The organism is Mannheimia granulomatis (genome assembly GCF_011455695.1).
In the GTDB taxonomy this organism is placed as follows: Bacteria; Pseudomonadota; Gammaproteobacteria; order Enterobacterales; family Pasteurellaceae; genus Mannheimia; species Mannheimia granulomatis_A.
This window is the reverse complement of sequence record NZ_CP015030.1, coordinates 1,350,772-1,371,687: the sequence shown is the minus strand read 5'-3', so window position 1 is coordinate 1,371,687 and position 20,916 is coordinate 1,350,772. Positions and strand designations below refer to the sequence as shown.

Annotated in this window: 22 protein-coding genes; 6 read left to right on the top strand and 16 right to left on the bottom strand. The window is 39.0% G+C overall.

Annotated elements, in window-relative coordinates:
- Positions 1-81: 81 nt before the first annotated feature.
- From A4G16_RS06525 to cysS, 4 genes are all read right to left on the bottom strand, one after another.
- On the bottom strand, positions 82-912 hold the full coding sequence (locus tag A4G16_RS06525) for a MetQ/NlpA family lipoprotein (RefSeq protein ID WP_165889210.1): 831 nt from the start codon (positions 910-912) through the stop codon (positions 82-84).
- A 22-nt stretch (positions 913-934) separates the two neighbouring features.
- A complete protein-coding gene (locus tag A4G16_RS06520; protein ID WP_165889209.1) occupies positions 935-1,612 on the bottom strand; it encodes a methionine ABC transporter permease in 678 nt (225 codons plus the stop codon).
- Complete coding sequence (gene metN / locus A4G16_RS06515) at positions 1,602-2,636, bottom strand: methionine ABC transporter ATP-binding protein MetN (RefSeq protein ID WP_165889208.1); 1,035 nt, start codon at positions 2,634-2,636, stop codon at positions 1,602-1,604. The genes A4G16_RS06520 and metN overlap by 11 nt, the downstream gene beginning before the upstream one ends.
- Positions 2,637-2,866: 230 nt before the next feature.
- Complete coding sequence (cysS, locus tag A4G16_RS06510; RefSeq protein WP_165889207.1) at positions 2,867-4,246, bottom strand: cysteine--tRNA ligase; 1,380 nt, start codon at positions 4,244-4,246, stop codon at positions 2,867-2,869.
- Positions 4,247-4,400: 154 nt separating this feature from the next.
- Between cysS and A4G16_RS06505 the strand changes: the two genes are divergently transcribed.
- The gene (locus A4G16_RS06505) at positions 4,401-4,910 is read left to right on the top strand and encodes a peptidylprolyl isomerase (protein WP_165889206.1); all 510 of its coding nucleotides are present in this window, start codon (positions 4,401-4,403) and stop codon (positions 4,908-4,910) included.
- A 70-nt stretch (positions 4,911-4,980) separates the two neighbouring features.
- On the opposite strand, the gene A4G16_RS06500 is transcribed toward A4G16_RS06505, so the two are convergent.
- Positions 4,981-5,910, bottom strand: coding sequence for an AEC family transporter (locus A4G16_RS06500; RefSeq protein ID WP_165889205.1), 930 nt, complete (start codon positions 5,908-5,910; stop codon positions 4,981-4,983).
- Between the two features lie 2 nt (positions 5,911-5,912).
- On the bottom strand, positions 5,913-6,725 hold the full coding sequence (gene fdhD / locus A4G16_RS06495) for a formate dehydrogenase accessory sulfurtransferase FdhD (protein WP_237052359.1): 813 nt from the start codon (positions 6,723-6,725) through the stop codon (positions 5,913-5,915).
- A gap of 235 nt (positions 6,726-6,960) precedes the next feature.
- Here fdhD and fdnG point away from each other — a divergent pair, with 235 nt between their 5' ends.
- The 4 genes from fdnG to fdhE are packed head-to-tail and all read left to right on the top strand — an operon-like array spanning position 6,961 to position 12,575.
- The gene (gene fdnG, locus A4G16_RS06490) at positions 6,961-10,032 is read left to right on the top strand and encodes a formate dehydrogenase-N subunit alpha (protein ID WP_165889203.1); all 3,072 of its coding nucleotides are present in this window, start codon (positions 6,961-6,963) and stop codon (positions 10,030-10,032) included.
- Positions 10,033-10,034: 2 nt separating this feature from the next.
- Entirely contained in the window at positions 10,035-10,928 is an 894-nt protein-coding gene (gene fdxH / locus A4G16_RS06485; protein WP_165889202.1) for a formate dehydrogenase subunit beta, read from the top strand.
- Entirely contained in the window at positions 10,928-11,602 is a 675-nt protein-coding gene (locus A4G16_RS06480) for a formate dehydrogenase subunit gamma (RefSeq protein ID WP_165889201.1), read from the top strand. Before fdxH ends, A4G16_RS06480 begins: the two co-directional genes overlap by 1 nt.
- 55 nt (positions 11,603-11,657) lie before the next feature.
- The gene (gene fdhE / locus A4G16_RS06475; protein ID WP_165889200.1) at positions 11,658-12,575 is read left to right on the top strand and encodes a formate dehydrogenase accessory protein FdhE; all 918 of its coding nucleotides are present in this window, start codon (positions 11,658-11,660) and stop codon (positions 12,573-12,575) included.
- A 56-nt stretch (positions 12,576-12,631) separates the two neighbouring features.
- Here the strand turns inward: fdhE and A4G16_RS06470 are convergent, their stop codons facing one another.
- Together A4G16_RS06470 and sodC are read right to left on the bottom strand one after the other, a co-directional pair.
- The gene (locus A4G16_RS06470) at positions 12,632-12,919 is read right to left on the bottom strand and encodes a hypothetical protein (RefSeq protein ID WP_165889199.1); all 288 of its coding nucleotides are present in this window, start codon (positions 12,917-12,919) and stop codon (positions 12,632-12,634) included.
- Between the two features lie 104 nt (positions 12,920-13,023).
- A complete protein-coding gene (gene sodC / locus A4G16_RS06465; protein ID WP_165889198.1) occupies positions 13,024-13,572 on the bottom strand; it encodes a superoxide dismutase family protein in 549 nt (182 codons plus the stop codon).
- A 181-nt stretch (positions 13,573-13,753) separates the two neighbouring features.
- Between sodC and asd the strand changes: the two genes are divergently transcribed.
- A complete protein-coding gene (gene asd, locus A4G16_RS06460; protein WP_165889197.1) occupies positions 13,754-14,869 on the top strand; it encodes an aspartate-semialdehyde dehydrogenase in 1,116 nt (371 codons plus the stop codon).
- A gap of 56 nt (positions 14,870-14,925) precedes the next feature.
- Here asd and A4G16_RS06455 read toward each other — a convergent pair whose 3' ends face one another.
- The 8 genes from A4G16_RS06455 to lptC form a co-directional block, all read right to left on the bottom strand.
- On the bottom strand, positions 14,926-15,483 hold the full coding sequence (locus A4G16_RS06455) for a lipoprotein Hlp (RefSeq protein ID WP_237052358.1): 558 nt from the start codon (positions 15,481-15,483) through the stop codon (positions 14,926-14,928).
- Between the two features lie 69 nt (positions 15,484-15,552).
- Positions 15,553-16,128, bottom strand: a complete 576-nt coding sequence (locus A4G16_RS06450; RefSeq protein ID WP_165889196.1) for a lipoprotein HlpB — start codon at positions 16,126-16,128, stop codon at positions 15,553-15,555.
- Between the two features lie 132 nt (positions 16,129-16,260).
- Positions 16,261-17,445: an FAD-dependent monooxygenase gene (locus tag A4G16_RS06445; RefSeq protein WP_165889195.1), complete on the bottom strand. Its 1,185-nt coding sequence runs from the start codon at positions 17,443-17,445 to the stop codon at positions 16,261-16,263.
- A gap of 81 nt (positions 17,446-17,526) precedes the next feature.
- The gene (gene rapZ / locus A4G16_RS06440; protein ID WP_165889194.1) at positions 17,527-18,393 is read right to left on the bottom strand and encodes an RNase adapter RapZ; all 867 of its coding nucleotides are present in this window, start codon (positions 18,391-18,393) and stop codon (positions 17,527-17,529) included.
- A gap of 12 nt (positions 18,394-18,405) precedes the next feature.
- Positions 18,406-18,960, bottom strand: coding sequence for a PTS sugar transporter subunit IIA (locus A4G16_RS06435; RefSeq protein ID WP_165889193.1), 555 nt, complete (start codon positions 18,958-18,960; stop codon positions 18,406-18,408).
- 42 nt (positions 18,961-19,002) lie between these two features.
- Positions 19,003-19,728 (bottom strand): LPS export ABC transporter ATP-binding protein, encoded by a 726-nt coding sequence (lptB, locus tag A4G16_RS06430; RefSeq protein WP_042801291.1) that lies wholly within the window; start codon positions 19,726-19,728, stop codon positions 19,003-19,005.
- A 10-nt stretch (positions 19,729-19,738) separates the two neighbouring features.
- A complete protein-coding gene (lptA, locus tag A4G16_RS06425; RefSeq protein ID WP_165889192.1) occupies positions 19,739-20,245 on the bottom strand; it encodes a lipopolysaccharide transport periplasmic protein LptA in 507 nt (168 codons plus the stop codon).
- A 29-nt stretch (positions 20,246-20,274) separates the two neighbouring features.
- Positions 20,275-20,859 (bottom strand): LPS export ABC transporter periplasmic protein LptC, encoded by a 585-nt coding sequence (lptC, locus tag A4G16_RS06420; RefSeq protein ID WP_165889191.1) that lies wholly within the window; start codon positions 20,857-20,859, stop codon positions 20,275-20,277.
- Between the last annotated feature and the right edge of the window lie 57 nt (positions 20,860-20,916).

Sequence of the window (20,916 nt, the reverse complement as noted above, 5' to 3'; positions counted from 1 at the left end):
AAAGATAAAAAAGCGATTAATCTAAGAGCTCAAACTAACTGTTCAAACTAAGCGATTAATCGCTATATTAAAAAATGGTCATTACCAGCCTTTGACAACACCGTCTTTAAAGTGTTTTTGTGCTTCTTGATACACTTCTTCGGTTTGGTAAGACTTAATAAAGTTTTGTACATTTGCAGAATCTTTATTATCTTGGCGAGATACAATAATGTTCACGTATGGTGAATCTTTAGATTCAACAAATACCCCGTGGTCTTGTGTATTTAAGCCAACTTGTCCAGCATAAGTGTTATTCACTACCGCTAAATCCACATCATCTAATGCTTTTGCAGCAACAGAAGTGTCTACTTCTTTAATTTTTAAGTTCTTTGGATTTTCGATAATATCTAACGACGTTGAGAATAAGTTAGTGTTATCTTTGAGTTTAAGTAAACCTTGCTTTTCCAATAAAATTAACGCACGGGCTAAGTTTGACGGATCGTTTGGTACAGCAATGACCGCCCCTTCTGCTAACTCAGATACATTCTTAATTTTTTTCGAATAACCTGCTAATGGATAGACAAAAGTATTGCCTACAATCACTAAGTTATTTAAACCTTTTGATTGACTATCTTTATCTAAATACGGTTTATGCTGCATAGCGTTCGCATCCAAATCACCTTTGCTTACCGCTGTGTTTGGTAATGCGTAGTCATTAAATAAAACGAATTCTACTTCTAAGCCATATTTTTCTTTCGCAATTTGAGCTGCACGTTCTGCAACAGTATGCTCAGAGCCGGACATTACACCCACTTTAATTTTTGCTGCCGGTGTAGTAGCTTGAGTTGCCGGCTCAGCTTTTTTCTCGTCTTTGCAAGCTGTTAATGCTAATGCAGATACTAACACCACGCCTAATACATTCTTGAAATTCATACAAACCTCTGTTAAATAAAAATTAACGATGATCGTAACGTTTTGCCAAATAGTCTCCTATTTTCTGGCTCACCATCACAATCGCGACAATAATGATTGTTGCGATCCATTTTACATAAACCATATTACGGTGTTCACCGTAACTGATTGCTAAATTGCCTAAACCACCGCCGCCAACAGCACCAGCCATAGCTGAATAGCCAATTAAGGCAACTAAGGTTAAAGTAATACCATTGATTAAAATTGGCAATGATTCCGGCAAATAAAATTTACTCACAACCTGCCAATTAGTTGCCCCCATCGATTTTGCAGCCTCCGTCAAACCTGACGGAATTTCCAATAATGCATTGGAAGTTAAACGTGCAAAAAACGGAATGGCTGAAATACTTAACGGTACAATTGCTGCTGTTGTTCCTAAAGTGGTTCCCACAATTAAACGGGTAAACGGCAGTAAAATAATCAACAAGATAATAAACGGAATAGAACGCCCGATATTAATAATGACATCTAAAATCTGATGTAATCTTCGGTTTTCTAAAATCTCGCCTTTGCCTGTTAAAAAGGCTAAAAAGCCGATCGGTAAACCAATCACCACCGCTAAAGCTGTTGCCACAAAGCCCATATAGATGGTTTCAAAAGTAGATTCCCATACTAAGCCCCACATCTGTGGCGTCATCTCTTTTACAAAATCAGCCCACATAGCCTAACACCTCTACTTTTACATTATTATCCATTAAATAAAACTTAGCCTCAGCAATAGAATCCGGATTTCCTGTTACTTCTGCAATGACAAAACCGAATTTTACTCCACCGGCATAATCAATTTGCGACATCAAAATACTAAAATCAATACCAAATTTTTTCGATACAATTGACAGCAATGGAGCATCAACTGAACGGCCGGTAAATTCAAATTTAATTATCGGCTTACTATTTTTGCTTGGCATAGAGGAAAGCTGCTCGGTATATTCTTGTGGCAAATCAAAATGGAAAGTCGATTGGATAAACTTCTGTGCCAACTCTGTTTTTGGATTAGAGAAAATCTCACTTACCGAGCCTGACTCAATCAATTGTCCTCTATCAATCACTGCCACACGATCGCAAATACGTTTTACCACTTCCATTTCGTGTGTAATCAACAGAATAGTTAAACCTAAGCGTTTATTAATATCTTTTAATAATTGAAGAATAGATTGTGTAGTCGCCGGGTCTAATGCACTGGTTGCTTCATCACAAAGTAACACATGCGGGTCGCTTGCTAACGCACGGGCAATTGCCACACGCTGTTTTTGTCCACCCGAAAGATTTGCCGGATAAACGTCTTTACGATCAGTTAACCCGACTAACGCTAGTAATTCATTTACTTTTTTCTCAACCTGATCTTTAGGTGTATGACTTAAACGCAAAGACAACGCCACATTCTCAAATACGGTTTGTGAAGAAAGTAAATTAAAATGTTGGAAAATCATTGCAATATTACGGCGAGCTGAAATCAGCTCTTTATCCGACATTGCCGTTAAATCTTGCCCATCAACAATCACTTGCCCAATTGTTGGACGTTCTAATAAATTAACACAACGAATTAAGGTACTTTTCCCGGCTCCTGATGCTCCGATTACACCATAAATTGTGCCTTTCGGAACCTCTAGGTTCACATTATCTAGAGCAGTAATTTTCTTGCCCTTTACCTCAAATTGTTTGCTGATATTTTTCAGCTGAATCATTTTCTATTTATCCACTTAATTAAATATTATTTTTTTGCTATTTTAGACGTCTAGAATGCTATGTCAATTCACTCATACAAATTTTTTATTCCAAATGAGCATAGCGTATAAAATAATTGCTTGCATCTGAAATAAATTTGCATTCTGTATGATTGATTTTCATCATAAAATGACAAGCGGTCAGAATTTGCAAATTTTTTGCAAAATCCAACCGCTTGTAAATAATATGATTAAGCTTTACGCCAAATTGTGCCGTTTGGGGTATCTTCTAAAACGATATTCATCGCTTTGAGTTTGTCTCGCACTTCATCAGCAACTGCCCAGTTTTTGCTAGCTTTTGCTTCGTTGCGTTGTTTAATCAGTGCTTCAATTTCAGCGCTTTCATCATCGTTAGTATTTCCTTTTAAGAAAATATCCGGATCTTGCTCTAACAACCCTAATACACCTGCAAGTTCCTTTAAGCGTACAGCCAAAGCATTGGCTTTTAGCATATCTTCAGTTTTGAGCTTGTTCACTTCACGAGCCATTTCGAACAAAACAGCTAATGCACCCGGTGTGTTGAAATCATCGTCCATTGCGGTTTTGAAAGCTTCAACATATTGCTCTCCTGCCGTTGCCACATCAGCCAGATCACAACCACGCAGGGCTGTGTATAAGCGTTCTAATGCAGAGCGAGCTAAATCAAGGTTTTCCACACTGTAGTCTAACAATGAGCGGTAATGTGCTGTTAAGAAGAAATAACGTAGTGATTCCGCATCATATAAGCCTAACATATGGCGAATACTGAAGAAATTACCCAGTGATTTAGACATCTTCTCTTTATCAATGGTTAACATTCCGGTGTGTAACCAGTAGTTTACATAATCACCACCATGGGCACAGCAAGATTGAGCAATTTCATTTTCGTGATGTGGAAACATTAAATCCGCGCCGCCGCCATGAATATCAAAATGTTCGCCTAGCTCTTTGCTGTTCATTGCCGAGCATTCAATATGCCAGCCCGGGCGACCATTGCCCCATGGGCTTTCCCAACTTGGCTCGCCCTCTTTCGACATTTTCCATAATACGAAATCCATCGGGCTTTTTTTCACCGATTTAATTTCAACTCTTGCTCCTGCTTGGAGTTGCTCCAAGTTTTGACGAGATAACGCCCCATATTTATTGAATGACTCTACATCAAACATCACATCGCCATCCGCGGCGACATAAGCGTTGCCATTTTTAATCAACTTTTCGACCATGGCAATAATTTCAGGGATATGTTTGGTTGCTCGAGGCTCAACATCAGGCCGTAAAATGTTTAAATCGTCAAAATCTTGATGCATTTCCGCAATCATTCGCTCAACTAACTCATCGCAAGTTTCGTTATTTTCTAATGCACGTTTGATGATTTTATCGTCCACATCAGTAATATTGCGGACATAACGCAAATTGTAGCCCGAATAACGTAAATAACGAGCGATTACATCAAAAGAGACAAAAGTACGCCCATGCCCGAAATGACAAAGATCGTAAACGGTTACGCCACAGACATACATTCCCACCTGCTCAGAATTAATCGGTTTAAATTCTTCTTTTTCCCGTTTTAGGGTGTTATAAATTTTGAGCATAAAGTCCTCTTGTTTAATATTCTTTCAAAATGCGTCTAAGTATAGCGAATAAGCGGTCTAATTTTGAGATTTTTTTGCAATTTGTTTTAAACTTTTTAATAATAACGACCGAAATTTATTTCCCATCCCATTTTTATTCATTAAGGAACTCAGAATGATTACATTACATACTAATTTTGGCGACATTAAAATTGAATTAAACTTTGAAAAAGCGCCGATTACGGCCAAGAACTTTGAAGATTACTGTAAAGAAGGTTTTTATAACGGTACTATTTTCCACCGTGTGATTGATGGTTTTATGATTCAAGGCGGTGGTATGACAGCTGGTATGTCAGAAAAAGCAACTAAAGCACCAATCCAAAATGAAGCTAGCAACGGTTTAAGCAACAAGCGTGGTACACTTTCAATGGCTCGTACTTCAGATCCTCATTCGGCCAGCTCGCAATTTTTCATCAATGTGGCAGACAATAATTTCTTAGATTACCGTTCAAAAGAGATGTTTGGTAAAACTGTAGTACAAGAATGGGGCTATGCGGTATTTGGCGAAGTGGTTGAAGGTATGGATGTAGTGGATAAAATTAAAGGTGTAAAAACCGGCAATAAAGGCTTCCACCAAGATGTACCAAAAGAAGATGTTGTGATTGAGTCAGTCACTGTGGCTTAATCCACTGATTAGCCTCACACAAGCGGTTAAATTTTTGCAAAATTTTGCAAGAAATTAACCGCTTGTTTTGTTATATCTGTTGATAAAGCCAAATAATCAATGGCATAGTCACAACACAGAGTACCGTTGTTACCCCATAAATAGCACTGGCTTTTTTCGCATTTTGACCATAAGCCACAGCCATTTGGGTTGCAGTTGCTGCAGAAGGACTGGTGGTGGCTAAAAAACTAATCATCGCAATAGTGATGCCATTTTCAACCCAGTTGGAAAATCCGCATAATTTAATCACACCTAATAAAATTAAAGGGATCAAAATCAAACGTAGGAAGGCTACTAAATAAATTCGTTTATCTGTAATAATCTCTTTAAAAGGAATAGAGGCAATGAGCATACCTGCAACCAACATTGATAGAGGCCCAAGCATATGGCCTAAAGTTGATAAGGTAGCAGCAATAGTTGTAGGCAATTTGACATGCAGTAAAAATAGGGTAATGCCCACCACAATCGCAATAATATTGATATTAAAGATCATCTTTTTGAACGGTACACTGCCTTTACCACAAATCAGTAAACGTAAATGCGACCAAAATAAGATATTTTGTACTACAATAAAAGCGATAGAATAAATTACCCATTCATTTCCAAATACAGAAGCAACAATCGGGATAATTAAGTTACCGGAATTAGAATAAATAGAAGTTGCTTGTTCAATATTATCCAGCTTAAATAGCTGCTTAAGCAGCCAACCAAGAAAAATCAATATCCCGCTTAATACAAATGCCATTACAAAAGCCAGATATAAGCCATTAAGAATTTCGGTTGTATAATCTACCTGAAAGGCAGTAATCAGCATTGCAGGACTAATAATATATAAGCCTATAATTGAGATCGGATAGCTTTGCTCAGAGGTCAATAATTTTGTTTTTACACTTAAATAGCCTAATAACACCATCAAGCTTAGTTGTATGATTTTATCGGCAAGTAAAATTGCGATGTCCATTTTTAATCTAAAGAGATTCTCTCTTCTCCGGAATAAATTGTAGCTTTCCCTTTACGGGTAAAGGCTAATAAGGTAAATGCATTCTCAGTTGCCATATTCACAGCCATTTCGGTGGTTGCTGAAATGGCACACAACATTTCTATCCCAACAGCCAAACACTTCTGAACCATTTCAAAACTCGCTCTGCTGGTGACAAATACAAAACCGATAGGAAAACCAACTTTAGCGTACCAACCTATGAGTTTATCTAATGCGACATGCCTACCAACATCTTCTCGAATTGCCAATAATTCTCCTTCAGGGCTGAAAAATGCAGCAGCATGGCTGGCACCGGTCTCTTTTGATAAATATTGAGCTTTCTCAAGCTGAGCTAAACAATGTTCTAAAATCAGTGGATTTACCGCCTGCAAGCGGTTATTTTTTTTAACAATTTTACAACTTTGATTAACTTGCTCTAATTGCTCAACACCACAAATTCCACAACCTGTTCTTCCTGCCATTGAGCGACGCTTATCTTTTAATAACACAAATTGACGGGTAGAAATTTCCAACTGAATTTCAATTCCTGTAGGTTGCTCAATAATATCTAATCCATATAGCTCTTGGGGGGTGTTTAAAATACCTTCCGCTAAAGAGAATCCAAGTGCAAAATCGTCTAAATCTATTGGTGTAGTCATCATAACCGTGTGCGAAATACCATTATAGACTAACGCGACAGGCACTTCTGAAATCAAATTATCCTCACAATTCTGTTTTTCAATTCCGTTAATTGAAAATGATAATTTTTTGGCCGTTTTTTTTGTGATCTTATTCACAATATTCATCTCTTACATGCTTAAAAAGTGGTTTATTTTGTTAAAAAGTTGTATCATAAAGCGACATTAAATTTGGTTTAAATCAAACTTTGTATTGATTTTACCGATTTACTTAAAAAAGAGTATATCTATTTGCCTTTGTCCAAAGGAAAATAATACACCTCTTCGACCAATTTATTAATCTATTTTGGTCAAATTTTCTTTTATTTCTCATATTATGTGATTTGGAGTGATTATGCAGATCTCAAGACGTAAGTTCTTTAAGGTCTGTGCAGGTGGTATGGCGGGTACTTCTGCTGCAATGTTGGGCTTTGCCCCGGCAACAGCACTAGCAGCCCCACGCGAGTACAAGCTCTTAAGAGCGAAAGAAACTCGCCAAACCTGTACTTACTGTGCTGTAGGCTGTGGCATGATAATGTATAGCCTAGGCGGTGAAGCAATGAATAGCAAAGGGAAACTTTTCCACATTGAAGGTGACTCTGACCACCCGGTAAGTCGCGGTGCATTATGCCCTAAAGGTGCAGGTGCATTAGATTATGTCAATAGTGATCGCCGTGTGCATTATCCGGAAGTACGTGAACCAGGTTCAAAAGAGTGGAAACGTATTTCATGGCATGAAGCGGTAGAGCGTATTGCCCGTCATATAAAAAATGACCGTGATGATAACTTTATTGAAAAAAATACAGAAGGTACACCGGTCAACCAGTGGCTGACAGCTGGTTTCTTAGCCGGTTCTGCATGTAGTAATGAAACAGGTATTATCACGCAGAAATGGATTCGTTCTCTCGGTATGGTCTTTACCGACAACCAAGCGAGTATCTGACACGGACCAACGGTAGCAAGTCTTGCTCCAACATTTGGTCGCGGTGCGATGACCAACCACTGGGTTGATATTAAGAACGCTGATCTTGTAATCGTTATGGGCGGTAACGCCGCTGAAGCTCACCCTGTTGGTTTCCGCTGGGCAATTGAGGCAAAAAAACAAAACGGTGCTAAGTTAATGGTGGTTGATCCACGCTTTAACCGTAGTGCTGCTGTTGCTGACATCTATATGCCGCTACGTCCGGGTACGGACATTGCGTTCCTGTTAGGTGCGGTCAACTACCTGTTGAAAAACGATAAAATTCAACACGAGTATGTCAAACACTATACCAATGCGACTTTCTTGGTGCATGAAGGCTTTAAATTTGAAGACGGTTTATTCACCGGCTACGATGAAGCTACCCGCACTTATAAAGATCGTTCGACTTGGGCATATCAAATGGACGAAGAAGGCAACCCGAAACGGGATATGACTCTTCAAGATCCTCGTTGTGTACTAAATATGCTGCGTGAACACGTTTCCCGCTATACACCTGAAATGGTCGAACGCATTACCGGTACATCACAAAAAGATTTCCTGATTTTCTGTGAAGAGATTGCTAAAACCTCTGCACCGGATAAAGCTGCAACTTTCCTTTATGCATTAGGTTGGACACAACACACCGTAGGTGCGCAAAATATTCGTTCTATGGCAATTATCCAGCTTCTGTGCGGTAACATCGGTGTTGCCGGTGGTGGGGTAAATGCTCTACGTGGTCACTCGAATGTACAAGGAATTACTGATTTAGGTTTATTCCCTGCACGATTACCTGCATACCTTCCTTTACCAAGCGAATCTGATGTTTCTCTAGAAGCATTCTTAGCACGAATTACGCCAAAAACGATGGGGGCAGGGCAAACCAACTACTGGCAGAATACGCCGAAATTCTTCATCAGTATGATGAAATCGTTCTATGGCGATAAAGCAACGCCGGAAAACGAGTTTGGTTTCCACTATCTGCCGAAATTACAGAAAGGCGGTATCGATCACTTCCGCTTCATTGAGCAGATGTACGAAGGCAAAATTAACGGTTATTTCTGTCAAGGAATGAACCCGATTGCCTCTTACCCGAACTCACAGAAGATCATCAAAGCGTTAAGTAATTTGAAATATTTAGTCATTTTTGACCCGCTTGTTACCGATACTTCCGAGTTCTGGAAAAATCACGGCGAGTTCAATAATGTTAATTCAGAAGAAATCCAAACTGAAGTATTCCGTTTACCAACTACTTGTTTCGCTGAAGAAGAAGGCTCAATTGCAAACTCCGGTCGTTGGTTACAATGGCATTGGAAGGCTTCTGATGCACCGGGTGAAGCAAAGCCGGATATTGATATTTTATCGGAAATCCGTGCAGAACTTATCCATCTTTACCATAAAGAAGGTGGAAAAGCACCGGTTGAGCCATTAGAAGCAATGACATGGAATTACAGCAACCCGTTAGAACCAAAAGCTGAGGAAATCGCAAAAGAAAACAACGGTTATGCATTAGAAGATGTAAAAGATGCTGATGGTAATGTGATTGTTAAAAAAGGCGAGTTACTTTCAAGTTTCGGTCAAATGCGTGATGACGGTACAACTTCCGGTGCATGCTGGATTTACACAGGTCAATGGACGCAAAAAGGTAACCAAATGGCAAATCGCGACAATTCTGATCCTTCAGGTTTAGGAAATACACTTGGTTGGGCATTTGCATGGCCTGCAAACCGTCGTATTTTATATAACCGTGCGTCAGCAGATTTAAGCGGTAAACCATGGAATCCGAAACGCCAGCTGGTTAAATGGAATGGTAAAAACTGGAACTATATTGATGTTGCTGACTTCGGTACAGCCCCACCAAATGCGCCAACAATGCCATTTATTATGCAACCAGAAGGGGTTTCAGGCTTGTTCGTGCGTGAACGTATGATTGATGGTGCGTTCCCAGAACACTATGAGCCGTTAGAAACACCGATCGGTACTAACCCGTTACACCCTAATGTAATTTATAGCCCTGTTGCCCGTATTTTACCAACGGATAAAGCGGATTTAGGTACAAGCGCGGATTTCCCTTATGTAGGGACAACATACCGTTTAACTGAGCATTTCCACTACTGGACGAAAAATTCAATGATCAACGTTATCGCTCAACCTGAGCAGTTCGTCGAGATTAGTGAAAAATTGGCTGCTGAAAAAGGTATTACTAATGGCGATAAAGTGCGAGTTTGGTCTAAACGTGGTGAAATTAAAGCAGTGGCTGTAGTGACAAAACGTATCCGTCCTTTAGTTTCAGACGGTAAACCAATTCACACCATAGGTATTCCTATTCACTGGGGATTTGCTGCAACAACCGGTGCGAAAAAAGGTTACTTCGCTAATAACTTAACTGTTCGTTCAGGTGATCCAAGTTCAAATACACCTGAATCGAAATGTATGTTGTTAAATATTGAGAAAATTGTGGGGGCATAACAATGGGTGTAATTCAATCACAAAACATTATTAAAGCCTCTGCAACGTCAGGTTTAACCCCTTCACCTCAAGCCCGCGGGCATCAGGTTGAAGTGGCAAAACTGATTGATGTAACAACCTGTATCGGTTGCAAGGCTTGTCAAGTAGGTTGCTCGGAATGGAATGATATCCGCTCTGATGTCAATGCGGCTTGCGTTGGCGTATATGATAACCCTGCGGATTTGAATGCAAAAGCATGGACGGTAATGAAATTCAACGAAGTTGAAGAAAATGACCGCTTGGAATGGCTAATTCGTAAAGATGGCTGTATGCATTGCTCTGAGCCGGGCTGCTTAAAGGCTTGCCCTTCTCCGGGTGCAATTATTCAATATGCGAACGGTATTGTTGATTTCCAATCCGACAAATGTATCGGTTGCGGTTATTGTATCGCTGGCTGTCCGTTTAACATTCCACGTATGAATCCGGAAGATAACCGTGTTTATAAATGTACGCTTTGTGTTGACCGTGTTACTGTTGGTCAAGAACCTGCTTGCGTGAAAACGTGTCCGACCGGTGCAATTCGTTTCGGTAGCAAAGAAGAGATGAAACATTATGCGCAAACGCGTATTGCTGATCTAAAATCTCGTGGCTATGAAAACGCCGGATTATACGATCCGGAGGGAGTGGGTGGTACGCACGTAATGTATGTATTACACCATGCAGATAAACCTGAGCTTTACTCCGGTTTACCAAAAGATCCGAAAATCGACCCAACTATTACGCTCTGGAAAGATGTTCTCAAACCAGTAGCTGCGGTTGCAATGGGGGGGTTAGCATTAAGTGCCGCTGCACATTACATCAGCATTGGTCCAAACAATGAAGAAGATGTAGAAGATCATCACGAGGAGACAAAATAATGAGCAAAGTGACTATTAGCAACGATACCAAAATCGTACGCCATAAACGTCCTGCACGTTTAAGCCACTGGCTTTTGGTTCTCTGTTTCTTTATGACTGGTTTATCAGGATTAGCATTTTTCTTCCCTGATATGGCGTGGATTGCCGAGATTCTTGGCACCCCTGCATTAGCGAGATTCTTGCATCCATTCACAGGTATTGTGATGTTTTTAGCTTTCATCAACCTTGCTCGCATTTACTGGCGACATAACCTTCCAGAAAAGAATGATATTCGCTGGGCAAAAGGCATTGTTGAGGTTCTAAAAGGTAACGAGCATGCTGTTGCCGATAACGGTAAATACAACTTCGGACAAAAAATGCTGTTTTGGACATTGATTTTAGCAATGGTAACTTTACTGGCTACTGGAATTATTATGTGGAGACAATACTTCTCGCATAATTTCTCAATTCCGGTAATTCGAATTGCTATTTTACTTCACTCTGCAAGTGCATTTATGTTATTTACCGGCATTATGGTGCATATCTACATGGCATTCTGGGTGAAAGGCTCAATTCGTGGTATGGTTGAAGGTTGGGTAACCGTTCGCTGGGCGAAAAAACACCATCCGAAATGGTACCGTGAAGAAGTACTACCGAAGTTAGAAAAAGAAATCGCTGAACAAAACAGCAAATAATGTATCAAGTGCGGTATGATTACCGCACTTTTATTTTATCGACTTAGAGAACATTATGAGTATCAAAATACTACATCAAGATGAAATCAAGCAAACTGCCAGCTCATTTCAGCAACCCGAATTATTATTTGCTAATCCTAAAAATCTTTATTACCGTCGAGCAAAAAGATTAAGAGAATTAGCCAAAGAAAACCCTTTTGGTGAATATATGGAATTTGCAGCTAATTTAGTTGATATTCAGCTAGAATTGTTAGAGTGCAGACCGATTGCAAATTATTCGGAAAAAATAACCGCTTGTGTCGAGCTTACTCAAGGGGAAAAACCACTAAATGGTAAAACCTTCCAGCGCAGTGATGAGTGGAGAGATTTGCTGTTAGCGCTCGTTGAAAAATTCAAGCCTTATGCTAACGATGCTATTTATCCAACACTTGAATGGTTTGAAAAAGCCTCTACTTCCGAGATTGAATCACTTGCTGATAATTTATTGAATGAGCGCTATGAACTTGTCGGTGCAGATAAAGCCGTGTTTGTCTGGGCGGCACTTTCACTCTACTGGGTACAATTAACCCAACAATTACCTCGTAATACCCGAGCAGAAGTTGGAGATAAACACCTATGCCCAGTGTGTGATTCAGCGCCTGTTACCAGCGTTATTCACTTTGGAGAGGTTCAAGGCTTACGTTACTTGCACTGTTCATTATGTGAAAGTGAGTGGCACGTTGTACGTTCAAAATGCACAAACTGTGATGAATCAGGTAAACTAGATTATTGGAGTTTAGATAACGTTGAAGCCGCAGTAAAATCAGAAAGCTGCGGAGACTGTCACTCCTATTTAAAAGTTTTATATCAAGATAAAGATGTTAATGTAGAACCTGTTGCTGATGATTTAGCCAGCTTGTTCCTAGACTCAGAAATGGAGCAAAAGGGCTTTTCTAAAAGTGCATTAAACCCATTCCTATTTCAAGGGGAATAAGTAGAGCAATCTAAAATATAAGGCAAGAAGCCATCTTGCCTTATATGATTGAAATACTATTTCTCACTAATATTTAACACTGAGTGATAAATATTAGTTCCTTTTCCTAATAGTGGTTTTCCAACAATCAACGTTAATTTGTGCTGACCAATTGGTAAATTGGTAAACTGGATACGGTTGCGTTTCACTGCACCCGAATTACGTTCACCATTTTCCATTTCTAACTCCCATACTGCCTGCACTTTTTTGGTTTTATCTGCAAAAAAGAGAGGAATATAAACAGGAGAAGATTGGCAAAAATAGAGTTGCTCAGGAATTACTCGACGAGATGGTTTATGTGACATAATGTAGTCCTTAAAAATAAAGTTGGTTTATTTTAACGTTAAAAATAAAAAAGTGTTGGAAATATAATACTAAAACCAACACTTTCTCTAATTTAGATCAAATTTTATTTAATTACTCCACACGCCATACGTGCTCCACCCCCACCAAGAGGTGCTGGATGATCTGAGTGATTATCTCCGCCGGCGTGAATCATTAAAGAACGACCTTTAACTTCTTCTAATTTTTTCAGGCGGGGAGCCAATACCGGGTTAGTTGCTGACCCATCATGAAGTACGGTTAATGCAGGAAGATCGCCTAAATGAGCCTCATCAGACCATGGTAAGCCGTGAGTTGCTTTTTTATTAGGACTCCAATGACCGCCAGCAGCTAGACCTGCTATTAGTTTTCCCTCTTTTTCCTTTGCTTCACAACTTGGATTTTCATGAATATGAAAACCATGTAAGCCTTCAGTTAAATGCGTTAGATTAGGTGTAAAAACTAACCCATATGCAGATTCGGTAATTTCAATAGTACCAATATCTTTATTGCCTTTTTCTACATCAAGTTGCTGGATATTGACAACAATTTTTGCTGGTTGCTCTGTAGCAAATACAGAGGTTGAACTTAGTATCAAAGAACTTAATACAATAGATAAAGCTGCTTTCATTTTCATAAAACCGTCCTTTTAGTGTTAATTCTCTACCTAACAGGCATTTTATTATTTTAACCATAGCGGTCAAATTTTGTCAAAACTTTACAAATTAACAAAAAACATTGATTTTTCACTCGAAATCCTGTATTTATTCCTACCTTAACAACAATTAATTTTTTATCTCTTGGTAGGAGCAAACACAATGCAAAACGTAGGTTTTATCGGTTGGCGTGGTATGGTTGGTTCAGTTTTAATGGACCGTATGGTTGAAGAAAACAACTTCGCTAACATTAATCCGATTTTTTTCACCACTTCACAAGCGGGACAAAAAGCCCCTGTTTTTGCTGGTAAAGATGCAGGCGAATTGAAAAATGCCTTTGATATTGAAGAATTAAAAAAATTAGACATTATCGTTACCTGTCAAGGTGGTGACTACACCAACGAAGTCTATCCAAAATTAAAAGCAACTGGCTGGAATGGTTATTGGATCGATGCAGCTTCTGCACTTCGTATGCAAGATGATGCTATTATCGTATTAGATCCTGTAAACCAGCATGTTATTTCAGAAGGTCTGAAAAACGGCATTAAAACATTCGTTGGTGGAAACTGTACTGTTAGCTTAATGTTAATGGCTATTGGTGGATTATTTGAGAAAGATTTGGTTGAATGGGTCTCTGTTGCAACTTACCAAGCAGCATCAGGAGCTGGTGCAAAAAATATGCGTGAACTGCTTTCACAAATGGGTGAATTACGTGACTCCGTGCAAGCTGAATTAGCAAATCCGGCCTCTTCGATTTTAGATATTGAGCGTAAAGTAACGGCTAAAATGCGTGCTGAAGATTTCCCAACAGAGAACTTCGGTGCAGCCTTAGGTGGTAGCCTAATCCCTTGGATCGACAAATTATTACCTGAAACAGGGCAAACCAAAGAAGAGTGGAAAGGTTATGCGGAAACTAACAAAATTTTAGGTTTAAGTGATAACCCAATTCCTGTTGATGGCTTATGTGTGCGTATTGGTGCATTACGTTGCCATAGCCAGGCATTTACTATTAAACTGAAAAAAGATATTCCACTAGCAGAAATCGAGCAAATCATCGCAGCTCATAACGAATGGGTGAAAGTGATTCCGAACGATAAAGAAACGACATTACGTGAGTTAACACCTGCTAAAGTAACAGGTACATTAAGTGTGCCGGTTGGACGTTTACGTAAGCTAGCTATGGGGCCTGAATATGTAGCAGCATTTACCGTAGGGGATCAATTACTATGGGGTGCGGCAGAACCTGTTCGTCGTATTTTAGTGCAATTAACACAATAGTTTAAACTGCTGAAAATGAAAAAATGGTACATACTTTTAATATGTACCATTTTTTATTATTGCTGTGTAGCTGGCTCGTATTTTGCTTTTAATGCTTTTTCTAATTGCTGCCCTTGTTCAGCCAATTGGTTAAGTCTGGTTTGTAATTCACCGAAGGCTTTATGAGCCTCTGGAGTTGGATTTTTCTCCATTTTGGCACCTTCAACAATCATTTCAGTGCCTAGAGTCAGCACTTCTAATGTTTTATCTTTAAGCGCTTTCACTTCAGCATTTTGAATATTTAGGCTTTCAGCACTGGCTTTGATATTTTCAAGTTGAGATAATAAAGCCTGATTAACAGTTTCTTGCATTAATGCTGCATCGCTCTTTTGTTTTTCATTGAGCTTATTTGTGGCGCTGCTAATTGTATCGCGTAGCGCTTTTTCTTGTGCATCTTGCCATTCACGTAATGCTTTATAGTCTTGTGCACCGGTATCTTTTGATTCTTCTACTTTTTCTTGTGTTTGACTTGGAGTTTGTTCCGATTTTTGTGCTTCGGGAGATGAAGGTTTCTCACAAGCGGTTAAAAAAATCGTCAATAATGCAGATAGACCGACTTTAGTTAATGTATTCATAATGATTCCTGTGTCATTCAGAAAAAAAGCTAGAGCAAAACACTCTAGCTTCTGAATTTGAACGCTAAATTATTTAGCTGTAAATCGTTGTTGTAACTCAGCATTGAGTTTTTGTAGCTCATTGCCTTCTTCAATTAAGGCTTGAGTTTTTTTCTGTAGTGCTTCCACTAAAGCTTGGTCATTTGGTGTTCCCATTGCTTTAACTTGTTCAGATAGCACTTCACTTGAAAGTGTTAAGACAGATTTTGTTTTTTCTTTAAATGCTTTGATTTGAGCATCAGAAACTTCGATACTTTCTAAACTTTTTACAACTTCAGATACTTTTTGCTTGAATGTTGTTAAGCCTTCTTGAATCTGTTTTGGATCTTGAGATGCTAATTTTTGTTGTAATTCAGCTTGTGCTGTAGCCATTGTTTTCTCTTGAGCGACATTCCAGTCAACTAGCTTTTGGTAATCTGCTTTAGCTGCTTCTGTTGGTGCTTCAACCATTGGTTTAGCTGCTTCTGTTGCAGAAGCTTGAGCTACTGGTGCAGATTCAGTTGTTTTTGCAGGCTCTGCCGCAGGTGCTTTTTGCGCTGGTTTATCACATGCCGCTAAGAATAAAGCAACTAATGCAGTTGCACTGATTTTAGTTAATTTGTTCATTAAAAAATCCTTAAATGAAAATAAAAAGAAACCCGAGTAGGGATACGATATTGTACCAACAAATAGACAGATAATGTTATTATTAGTTCACAAAATTGGGAATATTTACGCTATCTCAATTAAATTTACATTTTAAAGATGAATTGCTTGTTGAATAAGCAGTTTTTTTATAAATGGCAGCCGATCAGTGGCATTTAGCCCTAATCCTCTAAACAGTTTTTTTATAGGATGATTACCGTGGAAAAGTTGTTTTAATCCTTCCATTGCAACTAATAATTTTACTGCTTCGGCTTTGCGTTCTCGTTCAAATTGGCGCAAATGACGATATTCGCCAATATCTTCACCATTTATTAAGTGTTTCTGGATTTCATTAGCAAGTGTTACAGCATCGGCAAAGCCTAAATTTACTCCAAGACCGGCAAGTGGATGGATAGTATGGGCGGCATCGCCGACTAACGCCACTCTTGATTGAGCGAAATCGCGGGCATAGCGTGCGGTAAGCGGGTAAATTTCGCGTAAACTTTGCAATTCGCACAAGCCTAAGCGGTTATCAAAGGCGATAGTTAGTGCCTTATTAAATTCCTGTTCACAACAATTTTTTAGCTCATTTGCCTTTATTGGCGGTAATGACCATACAATCGAGCTTAAATTTTCGTCTGCTAATGGTAAAAATGCGAGAATGCTATCCTCAGCAAAAATCTGACGAGCAGTTTGACCGTGTTTTTCGCTAGTTTTCACATTACAGACTAACGCAGTATGTTGATAATCACGGCTGGTTAATGGAATTTGAGTTTGGTTACGTACCCAAGAATTCGCTCCGTCAGCCCCTACCACTAATTTGGCTGAAATCATTTCACCGTTATCCAGTGTTAAAAAAGCCCCGTTATCGCTAATACCTAAGGTTTTAGGCATAGCGACAATATAGTCAACATTTGATTGAGTAGAAACTTGCTGCCAAAGTGAATGTTGAATTACTTGGTTTTCTAAGATAAAGCCAAGTTGTGAGAATCCGAGTTGTTTAATTTCACTATCATTATTATCAAAATGGATATTTGCAAAACTGTCCTTTTCCCAGACAAACATTTCCGAATAAGGGGAGAGGCGTTCCGACGGAATATGCTGAAAAGCGCCAATCTGTTCCAGCATTTTTTGGCTACTGGCGTTAATAGCACTGACACGGTGGAATATCGTATCGGCATCGAATGTTGGCGTATTTTTTTCGATGATTGTAATTTTGCAAGGAGCGTCTTTGAGTAACCCAGCGAGAGCTAGCCCGACCATTCCTCCACCAATAATAACAATATCTGTAGATTTCATAGGCAATAGTGTGTTAATTAGTTGAAACAAGCGGTTGAATTTTTGCAAAATTTTACTGAAATTTAACCGCTTGTAGAATCATCAAACTGTGGATTTCTTATGGTGTTTTTCCAAACTCTTATGGCGAATTTGCACGTTTTTCCCTTTCGCTTGGAAATATTTCGCTAACTGTTCTGTAATATACACAGAACGATGTTTTCCACCCGTGCAGCCTATTGCGATTGTTAGGTAACTGCGGTTATTTTGTTCTAACATCGGTAGCCACATTTCCAAATAGGTTCGGGTATGGTAGATAAAATTATGTACCTCGGTTTGGCGGTCTAAAAAGTCAATGACAGGTTGCTCTAAGCCCGTCATCGGACGTAATTCCGGATTCCAATGAGGATTCGGTAAAAATCGAACGTCAAATACATAATCGGCATCAGCAGGCAAGCCGTATTTAAAACCGAATGATTCAAAAATAATCTTTAATTCTTTATCGCTTGAGCCTTGAAGAATATTACGGAGATTTTCTGCCAGTTCGTGTGAGGAAATATTGCTGGTATCAATAATATAATTGGCATTTTGTTCCAGCGGCTCAAGCAGTTTTTGCTCAAGGTCGATAGCACTTTCAAGCGAAAGATCATCTTGGGTTGAAAGCGGATGAATGCGGCGAGAATCGCTATAGCGGCGAATAAGCGTATTGCGTTCGCAATCTAAAAAGATCAACTTGGTATTTAATGGCATAAGCTGGAAAAGTAATTCATCAATCGCTTTTGGCGTATCTGGTAAATTACGGATATCTAAGCTTATTACCGCAGAGAGTTTTTCTTTGCTAAGGTATTCGGTTAAGATTGGGATAAGTGGCAGAGGAATATTATCTACGCAGTAATAGCCTGCATCTTCTAGTGCTCTTAATGCAACCGATTTGCCGGAACCGGAACGCCCGCTGATGATGATCAATTCCATATAGCCTCAACATTATTCTTCAATTTTGACTGTATGATTATCAGCATACATTAAAATTTGCCAAATATCTTCTTCAGATTCTGCTGCTCGGAGCTGTTTGAGCAATGCTTTATCCGATAATTGGCGTGCAATTTCTGGTAAGCAGTGCTTATATTGCATGCAGTTATTTTCCGGGAACATGATAGCATAAATTAAATCAACTTCTTTATTATCTTGTGCTTCATACTCAACCCCTTCTTCTAACTGCAAGAAAACAGCGATAGGTTTATCTATTGCCAGTGATTCGCAAGTCGGAAGTTTGGCGTGAGGAAGAGCAATGCCTTGATTTAAGCCGGTAGTGCCAAGTTTTTCTCGTTTAAATAAATTGGCAAAACATTCAATTGGGCAAATAAGTTCATTTTCTTCTGTTCTTTCTACTTGTTCAGGATTCTTCGGAATATGATTTGCTTTATTATTTAGCGATTGAGCAATAATTTTGCCTACAGTTTCTAACGCCCGTTTTTTGCTTGAAACTAACACTCCCTGGCGAATATTTTCAGGGCTTAAAAAATCAGTTAATTTTGTCATAATTTTTCATCTAAAGATGAAATCCCCAAAAGGGGATTGAGTTTAGAGTTTAAATTGATCGCCTAGATAAACACGTTTTACATCTGGGTTTTCCAGCACTTCTTGCGGTGTGCCATTGGCTATCATTTCACCGCTACCTACAATATAGGCGCGTTCGCATACATCTAAAGTTTCTCGTACATTATGGTCTGTAATCAGAACACCTAATCCACGTTCTTTTAGATTGACGATAATTTTTTTAATATCGATAACTGAAATGGGATCAACACCGGCAAAAGGCTCATCTAACAAAATGAATTTGGGATTTGCAGCCAACGCTCGGGCAATTTCTACGCGGCGGCGTTCGCCCCCTGAAAGCGATTGTCCTAAACTGTTTCTGATATGTTCGATGTGAAATTCAGCAATTAATTCTTCTGCTCGAGCTTTGCGTTGTTCATTATTAATATCTTTACGTACTTGCAGCACAGACATTAAATTATCATACACTGTCAAACGGCGGAAAATAGAAGCCTCTTGCGGTAGATAGCCAATACCTTGTTTGGCTCGGTCGTGCATGGGTAGTGTGCTGATATCTTCGTCATCAATACGGATTTTGCCTTGATCGTGGCGAACCAAGCCGACTACCATATAGAATGTAGTCGTTTTTCCCGCACCATTTGGGCCAAGTAAGCCGACAATTTCACCTGATTTTACATTCAAGCTTACATCTTTCACCACTTGGCGTTGTTTATAACTTTTTGCTAAATGTTCTGCATAAAGCACAGACATATTATCTACCTTATTTTTTCTTGCTATCTTGAAGTTCGTTTGGAATCAACACAGTTTTCACTCGTGCTTTACCACCGCTGGTGGCTTTAAGTTGTTGTTTTTTCACATCATAGGTGATTTTATTTGCTCGAATAAAACTGCCTTGTTGTTTTAATTCAGCATTACCTATTAAGGTCAAAAATTCAGAATTTAAATCATAATGTACACTGTTGCCTTTACCATTAACTGGTTTTCCATTATCTAAGGTTTGTTGGAAGGTAACCGGTGAACCATTGGCATCAATGGTTTCTTTTTTGCCTTCTTGGCGCGTGATTTTTACATTCGCCGCAGTGACTTTAATTGAGCCTTGAGTGATTACCACATTGTCACTAAATGTCACAATATTGCTAGTCATATCTAATGATTGACTGCCGGAATCAATGTTAATTGGCTGATCGGTATCGCCTTTTAATGCATAAGCAGAGAAGCTGCTGCCTAAAAGTAGAGTAACTAAAATAGATTTAAACAGTAATTTCATTGTTTTTCCTTATTGAAAAAGCGAATTGGTTATTCTTGCGTTTGTTTGATAATCGTTGGTTCAATATACGATTTTACATCTTTTTGTAATGTTGCTACCTGTTGCTTTAAATTTCCTTTTAGCCCCACACCGGTAGTTGTAAAGCCTAAGCCCACTGATTTGACCGTACTTTCAGTAAAAATATCCTGAGTGTTTAAATCGACGGTTAATTTATCGGTAGATATTTTTTGTAAGCGAGAAAGTGGGTCTAAAGCATTCAGTTGCACATTGCCGGTTAAATTTAAGATCTTATCTTTAGTAATTTCAGCGTGATCTGCACTCACTTTCCACTGCTTTGCATCTGAATCTTTGGCGAAAAGCTCAATAAAGGGCTTTAAAAATTCGGTGCGCTCGGTAGATTCATAGCGTTTAATTTCATCGGCTTGCGCAAAATATTGCGGTTTACCTGTTAGATCATAAACCGAGGTGGACATTTTATTCCCCACATATTCGGGCTGTCCCTCTTTTTTGATCAGTTGGTCAAGTCCGCTATTGTCTTTTTCTTGCAAGCTGTAATACCACCCACCTAGCACAGCAACAATAAGTAATAAAACTACAGTTAAACGTGTATTCATAAATCTTAAAATGGCTCAAAAATAGAGATTGATTGTAGCATAAATTTAGATAGTGAT

Coding starts and splice junctions, on each gene's coding strand:
- A4G16_RS06525 (WP_165889210.1), bottom strand. CDS start 912: ATGAATTTCAAGAATGTATTAGGCGTGGTGTTAGTATCTGCATTAGCA.
- A4G16_RS06520 (WP_165889209.1), bottom strand. CDS start 1,612: ATGTGGGCTGATTTTGTAAAAGAGATGACGCCACAGATGTGGGGCTTA.
- metN (WP_165889208.1), bottom strand. CDS start 2,636: ATGATTCAGCTGAAAAATATCAGCAAACAATTTGAGGTAAAGGGCAAG.
- cysS (WP_165889207.1), bottom strand. CDS start 4,246: ATGCTCAAAATTTATAACACCCTAAAACGGGAAAAAGAAGAATTTAAA.
- A4G16_RS06505 (WP_165889206.1), top strand. CDS start 4,401: ATGATTACATTACATACTAATTTTGGCGACATTAAAATTGAATTAAAC.
- A4G16_RS06500 (WP_165889205.1), bottom strand. CDS start 5,910: ATGGACATCGCAATTTTACTTGCCGATAAAATCATACAACTAAGCTTG.
- fdxH (WP_165889202.1), top strand. CDS start 10,035: ATGGGTGTAATTCAATCACAAAACATTATTAAAGCCTCTGCAACGTCA.
- A4G16_RS06480 (WP_165889201.1), top strand. CDS start 10,928: ATGAGCAAAGTGACTATTAGCAACGATACCAAAATCGTACGCCATAAA.
- fdhE (WP_165889200.1), top strand. CDS start 11,658: ATGAGTATCAAAATACTACATCAAGATGAAATCAAGCAAACTGCCAGC.
- A4G16_RS06470 (WP_165889199.1), bottom strand. CDS start 12,919: ATGTCACATAAACCATCTCGTCGAGTAATTCCTGAGCAACTCTATTTT.
- sodC (WP_165889198.1), bottom strand. CDS start 13,572: ATGAAAATGAAAGCAGCTTTATCTATTGTATTAAGTTCTTTGATACTA.
- asd (WP_165889197.1), top strand. CDS start 13,754: ATGCAAAACGTAGGTTTTATCGGTTGGCGTGGTATGGTTGGTTCAGTT.
- A4G16_RS06455 (WP_237052358.1), bottom strand. CDS start 15,483: ATGAATACATTAACTAAAGTCGGTCTATCTGCATTATTGACGATTTTT.
- A4G16_RS06450 (WP_165889196.1), bottom strand. CDS start 16,128: ATGAACAAATTAACTAAAATCAGTGCAACTGCATTAGTTGCTTTATTC.
- A4G16_RS06445 (WP_165889195.1), bottom strand. CDS start 17,445: ATGAAATCTACAGATATTGTTATTATTGGTGGAGGAATGGTCGGGCTA.
- rapZ (WP_165889194.1), bottom strand. CDS start 18,393: ATGGAATTGATCATCATCAGCGGGCGTTCCGGTTCCGGCAAATCGGTT.
- A4G16_RS06435 (WP_165889193.1), bottom strand. CDS start 18,960: ATGACAAAATTAACTGATTTTTTAAGCCCTGAAAATATTCGCCAGGGA.
- lptB (WP_042801291.1), bottom strand. CDS start 19,728: ATGTCTGTGCTTTATGCAGAACATTTAGCAAAAAGTTATAAACAACGC.
- lptA (WP_165889192.1), bottom strand. CDS start 20,245: ATGAAATTACTGTTTAAATCTATTTTAGTTACTCTACTTTTAGGCAGC.
- lptC (WP_165889191.1), bottom strand. CDS start 20,859: ATGAATACACGTTTAACTGTAGTTTTATTACTTATTGTTGCTGTGCTA.